This is a genomic window from Pseudoalteromonas sp. CF6-2 (assembly GCF_021729425.1).
GTDB classification, from domain to species: Bacteria; Pseudomonadota; Gammaproteobacteria; order Enterobacterales; family Alteromonadaceae; genus Pseudoalteromonas; species Pseudoalteromonas arabiensis.
Genome location: NZ_CP091443.1, coordinates 217,441 through 234,019, shown reverse-complemented (window position 1 = coordinate 234,019; position 16,579 = coordinate 217,441). Strand labels below are relative to the sequence as shown.

13 protein-coding genes are annotated in these 16,579 nt (G+C 39.5%); 9 read left to right on the top strand and 4 right to left on the bottom strand.

Annotated elements, in window-relative coordinates:
- The first annotated feature begins 61 nt into the window (after positions 1-61).
- Positions 62-1,141: a Xaa-Pro peptidase family protein gene (locus tag L3Q70_RS17750; protein WP_237115603.1), complete on the top strand. Its 1,080-nt coding sequence runs from the start codon at positions 62-64 to the stop codon at positions 1,139-1,141.
- A 3-nt stretch (positions 1,142-1,144) separates the two neighbouring features.
- On the opposite strand, the gene L3Q70_RS17745 is transcribed toward L3Q70_RS17750, so the two are convergent.
- On the bottom strand, positions 1,145-1,753 hold the full coding sequence (locus L3Q70_RS17745; protein ID WP_237115602.1) for a flavin reductase: 609 nt from the start codon (positions 1,751-1,753) through the stop codon (positions 1,145-1,147).
- 11 nt (positions 1,754-1,764) lie between these two features.
- Positions 1,765-2,511: an SDR family NAD(P)-dependent oxidoreductase gene (locus L3Q70_RS17740; protein ID WP_237115601.1), complete on the bottom strand. Its 747-nt coding sequence runs from the start codon at positions 2,509-2,511 to the stop codon at positions 1,765-1,767.
- A gap of 423 nt (positions 2,512-2,934) precedes the next feature.
- Here L3Q70_RS17740 and ppc point away from each other — a divergent pair, with 423 nt between their 5' ends.
- A complete protein-coding gene (gene ppc, locus L3Q70_RS17735; protein ID WP_237115600.1) occupies positions 2,935-5,580 on the top strand; it encodes a phosphoenolpyruvate carboxylase in 2,646 nt (881 codons plus the stop codon).
- On the opposite strand, the gene L3Q70_RS17730 is transcribed toward ppc, so the two are convergent.
- Positions 5,577-7,625, bottom strand: coding sequence for a tetratricopeptide repeat protein (locus tag L3Q70_RS17730; protein WP_237115599.1), 2,049 nt, complete (start codon positions 7,623-7,625; stop codon positions 5,577-5,579). The two genes, ppc and L3Q70_RS17730, sit on opposite strands and share 4 nt — an antisense overlap.
- 339 nt (positions 7,626-7,964) lie before the next feature.
- Here L3Q70_RS17730 and L3Q70_RS17725 point away from each other — a divergent pair, with 339 nt between their 5' ends.
- Together L3Q70_RS17725 and cdd are read left to right on the top strand one after the other, a co-directional pair.
- Entirely contained in the window at positions 7,965-8,333 is a 369-nt protein-coding gene (locus L3Q70_RS17725) for a hypothetical protein (RefSeq protein ID WP_237115598.1), read from the top strand.
- 117 nt (positions 8,334-8,450) lie between these two features.
- Positions 8,451-9,380: a cytidine deaminase gene (gene cdd, locus L3Q70_RS17720; RefSeq protein WP_237115597.1), complete on the top strand. Its 930-nt coding sequence runs from the start codon at positions 8,451-8,453 to the stop codon at positions 9,378-9,380.
- Here the strand turns inward: cdd and udp are convergent.
- Complete coding sequence (udp, locus tag L3Q70_RS17715; RefSeq protein WP_062567943.1) at positions 9,369-10,124, bottom strand: uridine phosphorylase; 756 nt, start codon at positions 10,122-10,124, stop codon at positions 9,369-9,371. The two genes, cdd and udp, sit on opposite strands and share 12 nt — an antisense overlap.
- A 142-nt stretch (positions 10,125-10,266) precedes the next feature.
- On the opposite strand from udp, the gene L3Q70_RS17710 reads away from it, so the two are divergent.
- The 5 genes from L3Q70_RS17710 (at position 10,267) to L3Q70_RS17690 (ending at position 16,491) form a co-directional block, all read left to right on the top strand.
- Positions 10,267-11,046 (top strand): DUF2189 domain-containing protein, encoded by a 780-nt coding sequence (locus tag L3Q70_RS17710; RefSeq protein ID WP_062567942.1) that lies wholly within the window; start codon positions 10,267-10,269, stop codon positions 11,044-11,046.
- 290 nt (positions 11,047-11,336) lie between these two features.
- Positions 11,337-12,446: an arginase family protein gene (locus L3Q70_RS17705; protein WP_062567941.1), complete on the top strand. Its 1,110-nt coding sequence runs from the start codon at positions 11,337-11,339 to the stop codon at positions 12,444-12,446.
- Positions 12,447-12,575: 129 nt separating this feature from the next.
- A complete protein-coding gene (locus tag L3Q70_RS17700) occupies positions 12,576-13,274 on the top strand; it encodes a transporter substrate-binding domain-containing protein (protein ID WP_062567940.1) in 699 nt (232 codons plus the stop codon).
- A 190-nt stretch (positions 13,275-13,464) separates the two neighbouring features.
- Entirely contained in the window at positions 13,465-14,757 is a 1,293-nt protein-coding gene (locus L3Q70_RS17695; RefSeq protein WP_062567939.1) for a hemolysin family protein, read from the top strand.
- 78 nt (positions 14,758-14,835) lie between these two features.
- Entirely contained in the window at positions 14,836-16,491 is a 1,656-nt protein-coding gene (locus L3Q70_RS17690; RefSeq protein ID WP_237115596.1) for a cyanophycinase, read from the top strand.
- Positions 16,492-16,579 lie beyond the last annotated feature (88 nt).

Genomic DNA, 16,579 nt, shown 5'->3' with positions numbered 1-16,579 from the left:
TCGCATAATATTCGTATTTATGGTTATTACTGTTAGCATGCGCAAAAAATAAGGAGCGACAATGCAAGTTAATTACTTAAAAAGACAAGCTGAATTTAAAGCCTTGCTAGCACAACACGATTACAGCGCCATGTTAGTTCTAGGTCATGAAAATATTCGTTACTTAAGTGGCTTTAGTGGTAATGCTGCTTATGCATTAATCACTCAAAATGATTGTGTGCTGATCACAGATTATCGTTACCATCAACGTGCAATCGCAGAAACAACGGGTTTTGAAGTTGTTTGTCGAGACAGAGACAACGAAACCCTTGGTCATTGTATTAATAGGCACCTTAAACCAAACAGTCATGTCGCATTTGATGCAAGTTATGTCACAGTAGCGATTTGGCAAGGTGTCGCAGATGGGCTTAACAGCCACACTCTAACAGCTGTAAACGGTTTAATAGAAAAACTAAGGCGCGTTAAAGACAACTGGGAAGTTGCGCAAATCAAAGCGGCCGCAGCCATCGCTGATGAAGCGTTAGCACAAACGTTACCTTATTTTAAACCAGGTGTGACTGAGCGAGACTTGGCCTTAGAGCTTGAATTTAGAATGCAAAAGCTAGGTTCAGAAGGAATGTCGTTTGCAACCATTATGCTGTTTGCTGAGCGCTCAGCCTTGCCCCACGGTAATCCATCAGATCAGGTTTTAAAGCAAGGAGACTTTGTAACGCTTGATTTTGGCGCGGTTGTGAATGGCTATCGCTCGGATATGACACGCAGTTACATTATTGGCGAAGCGTCAGAAAAACAAACCCGTATTTATAACACGGTGCTTGATGCACAAAATGCGGCACTTGAAATGGTTAAACCAGGCATTAATTGTTTAGATTTAAATGCTATATCAAACAAGGTGATTGCTGATGCGGGCTTTGGCGAATATGCGGGTAAAGGCCTTGGTCATGGTTTAGGGCTATTTTTACATGAAGTGCCATTTATCAACACACTGACAGACTACAAGCTTGAGGTTGGCAATGTGATCACCATTGAGCCTGGCATTTATATACCAGGCTACGGCGGTGTGCGCTTAGAAGATGACATCGTTGTTACTGAAACGGGCTTTGATGTGCTAACGCATGCGCCTAAGCCATTTATAATCTAGTGCTTACTTTTTAGCATAAGCTAAGCGGGCTAAACGTTCAGTTACATGGTAACTATCGAGCCCGCTTACAGCGACAGTATCGATAGCTTCAATATCAATAAAGCCGTCTTCAGCTAGGCAATTTTCATCTAAGTGTACATCCGTTATTTCACCTATAATCAATTCAGTACCGTTAATAGCTAGGTGGTGATGTTCTTTTAAGGTAACAGCATATTTTAACCGACTGTTTGCAACAAAAGGCGCTAAAAAATCATTCAAATACTGTGTTTCTAGCCCTGTAGCATCAAACTCAGATTCTTCTTTATCATAACGTGCAGATGTTTGGTGTGCTTGATGATAAATATCTTTATTAACCTGATTAATGGTGTAACAACCTGTTGAAAGAATATTTTCAAGGGTGTGTCTCGGTACAGAGTGAGGGCGAATTATCATACCCACTAGCGGAGGATGCGCGCCTAGATGAAATACTGAGCTGACGATAGCGAGGTTTGTTTGATTATGGCAATCTTGAGTACCTATTAAATTAGCGCTTTTGAACCCTGATAAACTATTAATTAAATGAGCGCGATAACGGTTATCAAGGTTTGCAATTGCTTGTTTTGTTAAATGCATGAAGTTCCTTATTACCAATCTATGGGTTGTCCCTGCCAATCAAAATAAGCAGGGTTGTCAAAATTAGCTAAAAAGCGAGCGTCTGAAAGAAATTTAAATAGCTGTTCTGATACAAACGAAGGGGTAAAGAGCTTTCCATCAGGCACATTTCCCTGAAAAGGCTTTGATAATGGTGTATCCGTTGTGCCTGGATGGAAAAGCACACAACGATTTTGTTTGTAACGACGGCTAAGCTCAATTGCTGCTGATTTAAATAACATATTTAATGCGGCCTTTGATGCTCTGTAACTATACCAACCCCCTAAATTATTATCATTAATACTGCCTACACGGGCACTCAGTGCACAGATAACGCTTTTAGTTTTGGTATTCAATAGTCTAGAAAAGGCCGTTACGCAACGAATTGGCAGTAGCGCGTTTGTTTGCATACTATTAATAAAATGCGTGTCAGAAATTTGTTCAAGTTTACGTTCTGGTTGATTGTTTAGATCATGCAAAATCCCATTAAAAATAACTAACTCACTCAAAGGGAGCTGTCGTTCTGTGAGTGTTTTTGCTATCGCCGATAAACTTGCTTCGCTGTAATCTGTTTCAAAATGAAGGTGTTTATTGCTGTGCTTTATAGGTGGGTTGTCAGCAGCGAACTGAGGTTGTCGACTAATTGTCACTATTAGACATGACGATAAATGCTCATTGAGTGTTGTGAAATAGGCTTTTGCAATCTCACTACTTGCTCCACAAAGAATATATAGTTGCATTTTTGACCTGTTTTAAAAATTTTTGAAAAAAATTTCGTCCAAACTATCACCCACTAATAAAGTGACAGCAGCTCCTTTTCTTATAAAGCAAAGCTAAAGCGCAGAATAAGTGAAGGGTAAAAAGTTGACCACGCGCACATCAAGGATGCCTTAACACATGGGGATTTTACCACTTTAATTGGTAAGTCCATTTTACCAATTAGCTGTATCGCAAAATACAACACTTAACCAAACTGCGTATTTATTACACTTTTATGTTGAGATATTGGTTATTCTTTTTTACGAGTTTGTTAGAAAATTCGATCTATTAAATTAACGCTGACAATGATATTAATAAAAAGGATCAGTATTTAGCGGCATTTTTGCAAGCTTAAATACTGTGCAGTAAGTACTTTCAACTTAGTTAAAGAAAGGAGTATGAGAATGAGTGAACAATACGCTGCACTTCGCGGTAATGTTAGTATGCTTGGACAAATGCTGGGTCAAACTATTAAAGATGCTCAGGGTCAAGCCATTTTAGATAAGGTAGAAGAGATTCGCGCTTTATCTAAATCGTCACGTAGTGGTAACGAAGCTGATAGGCAAGCACTTATCGATGTACTACACGCTCTCACAGATGAACAACTATTACCGGTTGCACGCTCATTTAATCATTTTTTGAATCTTGCTAATGTTGCTGAACAATTTCATACAGTATCGCGCTTTAATGATGTTGGTTTTTGCCAATTAAACCCTCTCACTCAAACATTAAAAGCGTTAGCATCAGCGGCAAAACAAGGGCAGGTTGACCCCAATAACCTTGCGCAAACTCTCTCAAAACTCCACATAAACCTTGTACTGACAGCTCACCCAACAGAAGTGACACGTCGTACTATGATCAATAAACACGTTGAATTAAGTGATTGCTTAGCCTCGCTTGAGCGCAAAGATAATTTACCAACCGAACGTGATGAGCTTTTAAATCGCATAGAGCAGCTAATAAGCCAAGCATGGCATACCGATGATATTCGTCGCTCACGGCCAACGCCAATTGATGAAGCTAAATGGGGTTTCGCAGTCATTGAAAATAGCCTTTGGCATGCTGTGCCGCGTTTTTTACGCGAGTTTAGCCAAGATGTTAAATCTCAACTAAATCTAGAGCTACCTATTGATTATAGCCCCATTGAGTTTACTTCTTGGATGGGCGGTGACCGTGATGGTAACCCATTTGTAACCGCTGAAGTGACTCAGCAAGTGCTTGATCACGGCCGTTGGATGGCGCTTGATTTATATTCCCGTGACATTGAAACACTCAGTAATGAGTTATCAATGTCAGAAGCCAGTGATGAGCTAATAGCCCTTGCAGGGCAAGAGTTTGAACCTTACCGTGCTGTTCTTAAAAAGCTAAGAAATCAAATTGTCGAAACGGTTGCCCACTTGGGGGCAAAGATCAAACAAAAGCGCACTGATGCGCAAGACTTGATCACTGACATAGCACAAATTAAGCAACCGATAGATGTCTGTTATCGCTCATTGCTTAAAAACAACATGAAAGTTGTTGCCGATGGTCTGCTATTAGATGTTTTACGCCGTGTAAATAGCTTTGGCCTGCGACTCGCTAAGCTTGATGTTCGCCAAGATTCATCTCGTCATAGTGATGTGATTTCTGAATTAACACGTTATTTAGGTTTAGGTGATTATCATCAGTGGCAAGAAGATGACAAACAAGCGTTCTTACTTGCAGAGCTTAACTCTCGCAGGCCGCTCATTCCAAAACATTGGCAACCAAGTCCTGAAGTGAAAGAAGTTCTTGATACCTTTGATGTTATTGCAGCTCAGGACTCACAGACATTTGGTCTTTATATAATCTCAATGGCACGAACGGCATCCGATGTCTTAGCCGTACAACTCTTGCTTAAAGAGAGCGGCTGTACGTTTAATTTGCCTGTTGCCCCACTTTTTGAAACGCTTGATGACTTAAATGCAGGTAAAGATGTAATTGAATGCCTGCTAGATAACACGTGGTATCGTGGTCATATTAAAAATCAGCAAAATGTCATGATAGGTTATTCTGACTCAGCAAAAGATGCGGGTATGATGGCCGCAGGCTGGGCACAATATGAAGCAATGGATAAGCTCGTTCAATTAGCAGAGCAACGCGGTATTGAGCTTGTTTTATTTCATGGTCGTGGTGGTACTGTTGGCCGTGGTGGTGCACCTGCCGCACAAGCATTGCGTTCACAACCTCCAGGTTCTTTAAAAGGGGGGTTGCGGGTAACTGAGCAAGGGGAGATGATCCGCTTTAAGTTTGGTTTACCAGCTGTTGCACTACAAAGCTTAAACATTTATGCCGGTGCAGTGCTTGAAAGTAACTTATTGCCACCACCAGAGCCTAAAAGCGAGTGGCGTGATGTTATGAAGCTTATCAGTAATGAGTCATGTGAGCATTACCGTGCAGTTGTCCGCCATGATGAAAACTTTGTACCTTACTTTAGAATGGCAACGCCAGAGCAAGAGCTATCGAAATTGCCGCTTGGCTCACGTCCTGCGAAGCGAAATCCTAATGGTGGCGTGGAAAGCCTACGTGCAATTCCGTGGATATTTGCTTGGAGTCAAAACCGCTTGATGCTGCCTGCATGGCTTGGGGCATTAACAGGGCTTAAGGCTGCACTTGATAAGTATGGGATTGAAACACTCCACGAAATGAGCTTACAGTGGCCTTTCTTTCGTGCTCGTTTAGAGATGCTTGAAATGGTATTCAGTAAAGCTGATAGTTGGCTGAGTGCGCATTACGACGATGCATTAGTCACTGAGCAATATCGACCTCTTGGCGTAAAACTGCGCCAAGAGTTAAGCGAAGCGATTGAACTTGTACAGTCACTCAGCCCACAAAAAAGCTTACTGGCAGATCAACCTTGGATTAAAGAGTCAATTGCGCTTCGTAATCCGTATACCGATCCGCTTAACTTATTACAAGTTGAGTTGTTGCGCCGCTCACGACAAGCTGATGAAAGCTCTGAGGGTGATATCGACAATGCCTTGATGATCACCATGACAGGAATCGCTGCGGGTATGCGTAATACTGGCTAATCAAAAGCCTCTTGATTGTTTGTAACTAAACGAACATCTAGAGGCAGAGTAATAATAAACCGTGCGCCGTGTTTACATGACTCGGCGCATATCTCACCTTTTAAGTTATATTGAACAGCGTTGAATACCACATTCAAGCCTAAACCTAAGTGTTGCTCACCTAAGTTTGTGGTGTAAAAAGGTGTAAAAATCTCTGACAAAATTTCATCTTTAATGCCCATACCATTATCTTGATAGATAATATCGACGTAGTCTCCATGCTCAACAAGATGCATATTAACACTGCCGTTGTCTTGGTTTTTAAAGCCATGTTCATAACTATTTATTACCAAAGTTTTAAGTACGTCTGTAATGATAGAGGGGTGCGAAACAATGGATACTTTGCTACCTGTAACAGTGTATGAGATTTGCTTACCTAAATAATTGTCTAAAAAGGAGAGTTGTTGCTTCAAATAATCAGGCAATGAAATTTCAACGGGTGGTTTATCAAGAGCAATCGACACATTGAGTGCTTTAAACTCTTCGACGATACTTGCTAGACGATTGATATTACTTATGACCAATTCTTTCGCACTGGCTGTGTTATTAATGAATTGATGAAAACACTTGCTGGTCAGCTGCTGAGCTTTGAACTTTTCTGAGATTGATAATAAATATTCATCTATTAAAGAACTGGCAGTGACAATTGTGCCGATAGGCGTGTTTAATTGGTGCGCCATACCTGAAACCAACGCTGTCAGAGACGCTATTTTTTCAATTTCGATTAAGTGCTTTTGGGTATCATGAAGTTGTTTGAGTGCATTGGCTAGCTTTTTATTTTTATTATCAATACTATGAATTGCAGCAAAAGAGCCAAATAAGATAACAATAAGGCATATCGATATAGCGATTGTCAGCTCTTTAAACGCTTTTGCTTTAGTTGCCTTGATTTGCTCCGCTTTGGTAAGTTCTGAAATTCTTACCTCTTTGGCTGCTAAGTCAGCTTCGGCGAGTGCTTTAGCAATATTTACACTGGCTTGGCGTGTTAATACGGCAGTATTAATTTCATTATATTGTTTGTAACTAGATAACGCGTTTTCCAAGTTGCCTTGTTTTTCATACAACTGAGAAGAAAACTTAGTAATATCTAATTCGGTTTTGAAATCGACATACTTATAGTTTTTTGAGCTCACTGATGTAAGTAATTCAATGGCCTTTTCCGTGTTATTTTGAGCGTTATAGGTGGCAGCTAAACACAAAATAGCATCCATGTATTCGTTATCGATTTTTTCTCTATTAATTAACTCGATAGCCTGAATAAGTATGGCCTCGGACTCAGATAATCGATTAGTTAAGCGAAGCACTTTTCCTTTTAGCACTAAACTTGTAGCTAAATGATTTGTAAAATTGTGTCGCTTTTGCAGGGTAATGGCTTGATCTAATATATTTAGCGCTTCGGAATAGTTTTTAAGGCCTATGAGAGAGGCTGCTATATTATTTGTCGCAAACGATTCATTGAGGTGTTGATTGTTGGCTTGCGCATAGTGCCTATAATTCTCAAAGGTTGTGAATGCTTCATCGAAACGTTCTAATTTTAAGTAGATGCTAGCAATGTTGTTTTCTGTTTGATAAACAAGGCGTTCATCCCTAGATTTAGCAAATGGCATAGCATCTCGATAGTAACTCAATGCCTCGTTGTATAATCCTAAACGTGCATAAATGCCACCGGATATATTGAAATAACCATACATTAAGCTCTTTTCATCAGAATGAGAAACCATACTTTTATATTCAACGATTGTCTCCATTGCCTGCTCTAATTCGTCATTTTCGAGCAGAAACCAAGCTTTGTAGTTGGTTACCATAATACTTTGTTCGAGCGTAAAGGCTTTATTAGTCAGCAGAAAATAGACTCGTTCAAGACCCTCTGATGGAGAGCGAGCATAGGCTTGGCGGATAGATTCCCGTAATTGAAGAAACTCTTCTTTAGACACTGTCTTTGCTTGAACCGTACTTAAGTTACCAATGAAAAGTAAGCAAATAAAAAATAAGATCCAAGCTCTCATTACACATTAATCCGTTTAATTATAAAAAACCAAAGCAACAAGCGAGGGGGGTTGATGCACAGCCTAAGTTGAGGTGAGTACTTTAAATTGTATTTAGACTGAGCGTTATCTGAAAAAGCTTATTCTTATCTGGGAAAATCCTTAGTTGCAATAAAAGTAAGTTAACTGTTAAAAGCCGTTACAAATGGCCTAACACTAGGTAGCTCTAAAGTATGGTTTTTGTTTCTGGTCAGACCTATTTAGGGTTAGGCTATTGACTCGTTAAAAGATAACACTAGAATGGCTCGGCTTTTGCCCCCATTGCTTAAGCCTTTTATAGTTTTTTTCCCGAGTTAGTTTATGTCGAACGTGTCTACTTGTATCACTTATGATACAACAACGTCATTGGTAATGATGACGTTAAGAGGGACTGCAAGTGCACAGGATGTGATTAATTTTTACCAGATAGCTCATCAATACTCATTATTATATGGGTCAGATAAAATCTTAGTTGACGTGTCAGAGTTAACCCATAATTTTGCTCCTGCTGAGTTATTCAATATTATGCCAGTGATTGCTCATTCATTAAAAAAAGCCTGTGTAGCAATCGTAGTCAGTTTTGATGGTTTTATGCATGATTTGTTTGTTCAAAAAGCGAAACGTTATAACCTACATGCCGAAAACTTTGAATGTTTTCAAAAGGCTAAAACTTGGCTGGTCGCGCAATAAATTAACTTTAATGACTGAGATATGAGGTTTGTTTTAGTTTTAGAATGACAATGAAAACCTAGTATTTCATGATGTAACCTTTTACACTGTATAGCCAATTAATAAATATAATTTGTTATGACATCAAGTAATAGAGAACATAGTCAAACAGAGCAAACGCAAGTGGTATTTAGCTTTACCGAACAACAACAAGATACACTTTTTACTGAACTTAAAACGAAGCGCGGTATATTATCTCACAGTGACATATTGCAGCTTTGCAATGAGCACCAAGTTAGCGAATTAGAGCTTTTAAAAGCCTGCGTGCCAGTCGCTAGCCTATTTTCTGTTGCACCTATCTCTAAATTTTATGTAGGCGCAGTAGCACTTGGAATAACAGAACAAGGTGACAGGCAATTTTATTTTGGCGCAAACGTCGAGTTTTCACATCAAGCGCTCAGCTTGGTTGTTCACGCAGAACAATCGGCGATAAATAATGCTTGGTTAAATGGTGCGTCACGTATAGTAAAAATAGCGATAAGTGACGCTCCATGCGGTTATTGTCGTCAGTTTATGAATGAGTTAAACACCGCAGACTCCCTTGACATTCATCTTCCAGAGCGTGATTTTACCCTACGCGAACTACTCCCTAATGCATTTGGCCCAAAAGATTTAGGTAACAGAGTAAGCTTATTATCTAGCGCGAGCCAAGCGGTTAACTTTATTGATATAGATAACATTGACCAAAAATTAGTTATGACAGCATCAAATTCTTATGTGCCTTATACAAGCAATTACAGTGCTGTGAAGATCGCTACCTATGAACATGGAGATTTTTATGGTGGGTATGCGGAGAATGCAGCATATAGTCCAAGCCTGTCACCTTTGCAAAGTGCATTAAGCCAACTGTATCTGGCTGGAGTCGCGTTTACTGGTGAAAATGTGGAATCGATTAGTTTGCTCGAAACACAAGGTGCAGAGAACCAATTAGAGGTGACGAAAAGCGTGCTGGCAAGTTTTGACTTCTCACCAGCATTTGAACATATTACTGTTGCTTTATCCGAGTAATTGTTTTGCAGCTTCAATAACTACGGCGACTGATTTTCTTTCAATCTCGCCGTGGTCTACATTAGGAATTTCCTGTTTAGTGCGGTTAACAAGCACCCCAGCTACACAAGCCGCACGTAACCCTAAAGCAGCGCACATAGTGAATAAGGTCGCTGATTCCATTTCATAGTTCATTACCCCCAGTTTTTGCCATTCTTCACAACTACCTTGAAAAGCGCGAGGCACATAACCCGAATGGGTATCATAGCGTTCTTGCCCCGGGTAAAAGGTGTCACTAGACGCAGTTATGCCAATGTGGAATTGAATACCTAACTCATTACAGGCATTGACCATTGCTTGTGTGGCAAAAAAGTCGGATGCAGCGGGGTAGCTAAGAGGAGCAAAATGCTGGCTTGCTCCATCCAAGCGAACTGACGCTTGACTAATTAAAATATCACCTTCATTGATATGCGGTTGAATAGCGCCAGTCGTACCAATTCGTAAAAAGGTATTAATACCAAGTTGTGCGAGTTCTTCAACGGCTATTGATGTAGATGGACCACCAATACCAGTAGAACAAACAACTATATTGTGACCATTTAAGACACCACGGTAGACATGAAATTCACGGGTTTTTGCAAGACATTCAGGATCATCTAAAAGAGAAGAAATACGTGCAGAACGATCTGGATCCCCAGGCACAATTGCAAGAGTTGCACCTTTTAAGTCGTCACGTGTTAGTCCTAAGTGAAATACCTTTTCCATTTTTGAACCTTATTTTTAGCTAAAGCGTAATACTTTATATATCTGCTGCGAATGTACAGGACAGATGTCCTGCAATGCGATTGTTGCAAGAATCGAGCAGATAACCTAAACCTTAATAGATAATGATAAATGAGGATATACTATGCCTGCTTCATCTTCTATGAGTAAACATCAACAATTTGCTCGTTGTTTACAAAGCACTCAAATTTCTGCGATGGCCCCCTTTCACTGGTTGGCGTTGGCGTTTAAAGACATCGCAAATGCACCGATACTCAGTTTAGTCTATGGGTTAGTTTTTACCCTGATACCTGCTGCGATTATGTTTTTTGTATACAGGTTCGACACGCATTTGGTTATTTTACCTGCCGTGGTTGGTTTTGCATTAGTGGGGCCTGCATTTGCTGCTGGGCTGTATGACGTTGCGTGGGAGCTAGAAAAAGGCCATAAACCGACACTACTACACAGCGTAAAGTCGATGTTTAGGAACCCTGCTGGGGAGTGGGGGTTTGCCGTTTTACTCATGGTGATCATGATAGTGTGGATGCGATTGGCAGCGCTTATTCATGCTTTATACCCTAATGTGGTTAATCCAAGCTTTGAACAGTTATCAGCTTTTTTAACATTGGGTAGTATTGTCGGTGGAATACTCCTAGTCACTGTTTTCGCCATTTCAGCATTCGCGCCTCAAATAATGATGGAGCGTCGGGTAGATATCATGACTGCAGTTATTTCCTCTATTAGTGCAGTAAAAAATAACGTGGGCGCCATGATTGTCTGGGCTGCATTAATTTTGTGTTTAGTGTTCGTTGGTTTTATAACGGGCACGGCTGGTTTTATTGTAATCATGCCACTACTTAGTTATGCAAGCTGGCACGCCTACATTGCCGTCATCAAAACCAAAAAGCCGAGAGGCTACGAATAATGAGTATTCACTCTGATTGAATATTAATTTAACGCAGCAACTTGACAGGTTGCTGCAAAGTTTGACTTTAAAATTCCCCATGTTATATCTGCCAAAAGCAAGGTGCTTATGCTCGAGATAAGCCACCAAAATCCTTCTGTTTTGAAAAAGAAATTCAATTATATCAATTGTTTGTTTTTTCAAGTTTATTATCTTTTACCTTTGATTGAGTTGAACATAGTTAAAAGTAAAGGAGAGTGTAATTTTTTAAATTACGCATGAATATGCAGATACTTACCAGCGGAGTGAAAATGAGTAACACACAAAAAGCGTTCCATGAAAAATTAAGCCAGTGCTTATGTCCACCAGGTGATGGTGTTTTTACAGTTAATACGGCAAAGGAACGAAAAGATGCATTACGTACCAAGCTTTATGGGCAAACTGATAACGTTGATGTGCTTTGGAAAGAGTCACTTGAAACACTGGCTGATTCTGAGCACAAAGCCGTTATTTTGGGTATTAGCTCTGATTGTGGTGGTGGTATTTTACGAGGCGCTAACTGGGGCCCGTTATTTTTACGTTCAACCTTAATCGATCAACAGCCACAAGCACGTGCTTTTGATCTTGGTGATGTACGTGTTATCCCTCATTTACTGCACGATAAATATTTAAACGATGCGACAATCACTAACTGTCAAAAGGCGCTATACGCAGACGAAAACAGTGAATACCACGTATCACCTTTGTCGATTACAGAAGATGTGTGTGATGGTTTTTACGCTAACTACCCAGACAAAGGAATTTTCGGTATTGGCGGTGACCATTCAATCAGTTACCCATTAACAAAAGCATATTTAAAAGCAAAACGTGATGCAGGTAAGCGCACGGCAATTATTCACTTTGATGCACATACTGACTTATTAGTTGAACGCTTAGGTATTGATTTATGTTTTGGCTCATGGTGTACGCATATTCTTGAGTATTTACCTTCACCGCGTAATTTAATTCAGTTTGGTATTCGTTCGAGTGGTAAACCGAAAGAGCATTGGGAATCAACGTTTGGTGTTAAACAGCATTGGGCTCATGAAATCTTAGAACGTGGCGCGCAAGCTGTCGCAGAGGAAGTAATTGCACAACTTAAAGCCGATAATATCGATGAGCTGTATGTTAGCTTTGATATTGACGCATTAGATGAAAGCTTTGCATCAGCGACCGGCACGCCAGAAGCGGGTGGATTAACGCCGCAGCATGCACTTGATATCTTAGTTGCTATTGCTGATGAGTTTCCGATAACGGGGGCAGATATGATGGAAATAGCGCCATTCACAGATAGCTCTTTAATTGGTCAAACAAGTTCTGAGACGACGCTTCGTGAAGGGGCAAAGATCTCAGCTTTCTTAATTAACGCCATAAATAAGTAACTGGTTTAGGTGAAAGGCTTACTTTGGCCTTTCACCTATCATTGGGTACTTTAAATTTTATTTCCAAATCTTACACTTCAGACTATATTTATATAAAAAATAATTATAACTTTTTGGTATAGTCTATTTATGCTCAAACCTATTATTCTATCACTTGCTTTGCTGTTGCAACCTTGCTTTGCAGCAATCACCGTTGTGACAGAAAATCTTCCTAGTTTTCAGTATCAGAATGCGCAAGGTGTTCTTGTAGGTACTGTGGTCGAAGAAGTAACTACCGCTTTAAAGAAAAGTGGTGTTGAGTATACCTTATCAGTAAATGCATGGCCCATATCATATAATGCCGCATTACGAGATGAAAAAACGTGTATATTCTCCATTGCTAGATTACCAAGTAGAGAGGATAAGTTTAGCTGGATTGCAAAGCTAGGTAATTTCACCGCTTCTTTTTATAGTTTTAAGTCGCAACAGGTTCAAATTGAAAACCTAGAGCAAGCAAAAAAATATCGAATAGCCGTCTTAAAAGACAACTACAGCCACGTATATTTGTCTGAACATGGTTTTAATGAACAAAATCAGCTGATTTTGCTAGATAGCTTTGAGAACATTTATGATGTTCTCAAAAGCCGCCGCTCTAGCATTGATATGGTTGTACTTAGCGATGAACAATTTAATTATGAGCTTAAAAAAGATAAAACCCTCTCATTGCTAAAAGCTATTTATAAAATTCCTGCCGATTATCAAGATTTGTACTTTGCTTGTAATAAAAATCTTGAGAGCACCACCTTAGAAAAATTAACTCACGCCTTTTCATCGAACCAAGCAAAATAGGCTTGTTGATTATAGTAAACTAGCTATAATCAGCTGCTTTTTGAACAATTTTGCTAACCCAAATAACCGATTTTCTAGTGTTAAACATTTTAAATGTAGGCCAGTTTAATCAGGTTACTCAGCGCCAAAACGTGCGAAAAGTATTATGCATTGAAAAGTTCAATGCGCCTGTTTTTTTAGGAGTTTTAAAATGAGTGATCTGCTCGTTATTGTTTTCTTAATTTTCATAAGTGCATTATTTGCGATGAGCGAAATTGCCATTGCAGCTTCACGGAAAATTAAATTACGAGTCATGGTTGATGAAGGGAATAACAAAGCCCAAGCGGTTCTCGCTTTACAGGAAAACCCAGGGGCATTTTTTGCAATGATTCAAATTTCTTTGAACGCGATTGCAATTCTTGGTGGTATTGTCGGTGAGCAGGCATTGTCACCTTATATTGAGCAAATCCTTGTGATGATTTACCAAGGTCCTTTGCTTAGTCAAATTAGTTTTTTGATTTCGTTTTTAAGTATTACTTCTTTATTTATTTTATTTGCTGATTTATTACCAAAACGTTTAGCGATGATTATGCCTGAAGCTGTCGCTGTCAGAGTCGTGTCAATTATGCGTTGGGTCACATTTGCTTTAACGCCGTTTGTTATGTTTTTTAATGGTACAACGAATGCGATTTTGCGTGCTTTTAAGGTGCCTGCTGAACGTGAGGATATTGTTACTACCGAAGATATTGTTGCGATGATGGAAGCGGGTGCTGAATATGGCAGTCTTCAGCAACAAGAATATCAATTGATTGGTAATGTGTTTGATTTAGAAGCGCGCTTTTTATCCAGTGTGATGACACCAAGGGATCAGATTGTTTATTTTGATGTTAGGGCAGATGCACAAGAGGTGGCAACAAAAATTATTGAGCATCCACATAATCACTTTTTAGTCTGTGACGGTAGTTTAGATAAATTAATTGGCTCTGTTGAGTCCAAAGATATCCTTCGTAAAGTGCTCAAAGGGCAAAACGCTGAAATTGACAGCGAACTTATTACCCGTGATGTCTTCTACTTACCAGAAACCTTGAGCCTTTCAGAAGCACTTAATACCTTTAAAAAAGCAGCAGAACCATTTGCGGTTGTAGTAAATGAGTATGCGTTAATGGTGGGGATTGTCACTGTTAAAGATTTAATGAGAGGGTTTATGGGCGACTTGATCACTCACCAAGGTGAAGAGTTGATTATTAAACGTGATAATTCCTCTTGGCTGGTGGATGGCCTTACACCCGTAGTTGAACTCGCTAAGGTTCTTGAGATTGAAGAGTTTCCTGAGCAATCTCATTATGAAACCGTCGCAGGATTTTTGATTTACACTATGAAACGTTTACCTAAGCGGGCAGAGTTTATCAATTTTGCCGGATACAAGTTTGAGATAGTTGACGTCGAAGGTGTGAAAATCGAACAGTTAATTGTTTCTCGAGTGACTGAAAGTGAAGGCGCGTAAGCGCCTTCGTCATTATTTTAAGTGCAATGAAAAATCTGTATACTGCGGCTTAGCTCCTTTAATACTAAAAGATTTTTTATGTTTCTTTTTAAAACCTTATCTCGTATTTTTCTGACTACATTTATAGCTTGTTTATCGATTTCAAGTTTTGCACAATCATCAAAAAATCAAACCTTAGTAATGGTTGGTGGTGCCCTTAACGTATGCAGTAGTGTCAATGCTCATCACTGTACCAATCAAAACGAGCTACAAGGTAAACAAGCTGCTCAATTTAAGATCACAGAGCGTGCTTTAACAGAATTAAAAAACGCATGGCCGAGTGCTAACGAATCACACCGTAAACGAGTAATACAGGTACTCAGCAAGTTGGCTAAAAGTAATTCAGAGTCAGTGACTAAGTCAGCTTTGTTATGGACGTGGCGTGATATTGACAATGAAAGCTTGAGTGAGCTTGATAGCCATGAGTTTAATTTTATATTGGATATGCTCGAAGTCGCTGTTCTCGATTCTAATGGGAATAGACTAAAAGAGCAGGTTTTTAATGATCTTAACCTAGAAAAGGCGAACTCAGATATTGTTGATTTTGTTGGAGCAAGTATAAAAGTCTCAAGCCAAACACCTAAAGTGCTTGTTGTTACAGCATCAAGTCGTGACCCATATGCTGCAGCAGATTTTTACCAGTCGCTTTTTGAAAATAAGGGAATTAAAACAGAGTGGCTTGCTTTAACACCAGCCTCAGCGTTTGCTATGACACATAATCAATGCGCTGAGTTAAAAAATATACGTCAAGCAACAATGCATGTTTATAATCGTGAACAAGTCTACACAGATAGGGTGTTAGCTGAACAAGCTTTGTGTGATGCTGGCATTAAAACTGTACGGGAAAAAATCCAGTCGGCAACGGCGGTGATCTTTAACGATGAACAGCAAACAAACCTGCAACAAGTTTTGTTCGATAACAACGGCAAGAAACTACCTTGGTTTGATGATTTGCAATCTCGTCCAGTGATTATGTCAACTGGAGTAAGTAGTTTATTACAAGCAGGTGGTCAGAATGCATTCGGTTCTGTGCCTAGCATAATTAGTGGTGACGGTATTACTTCACTTAGAGACAAGCCCATAGAGCAAGCATGTACGGGCTGTGTGAGCGAGCAAGCAACAGGTGAACTTATTTACTCGTCTACTGGTGGACTCGGAACATTCAATTACGGCCCTGTTGATAGTCAATTTAGTAAAAATAATCGTATGCCCAGGTTAATCAGCATTTTAAATGCAACAGGCCAGCGAAATGGCTTTGGAATTGATGAAGCAACCGCTCTTGTTATGATCCATTCAACTGATACTCGTTTAATGACCGTTATTGGTCGAAGTGGTGTAACGCATATACAGTCACAGGGTGAAAATAAAGGTCTCATAGACTATTGGCCAACGGGGGCTGTCATCGATATTAAGGGCAATGATTTTACTTTATCAAAAAGCTCTACAGATAAGGCGTTAGCTACAATCAAAATTCCACCATTACCCATGCAGCGATTTGGAAATATTTTTGAAGCTGAAAAATTGCGTTCTTTATTGCAAGCTATTTGCTTAACACAAGAAAAGCAAGCGGTAGCGCAACAAGACGAGTTTTTACTTGCTTTTAATGCAGATAAAAACACTGAGTATCATCGTCTTAATAATTCACAAACAGGCTGTGCTGTAAGCAACCTGGCATTCTCTATTGAGACCTTTTAGTTATTAAAACTTAATGCCTGTATAGATTTTGTTATTGAGTTGATTTAGGTCATACGCTTTTCTTACTAAAATAAGCTAACCTGTAAAA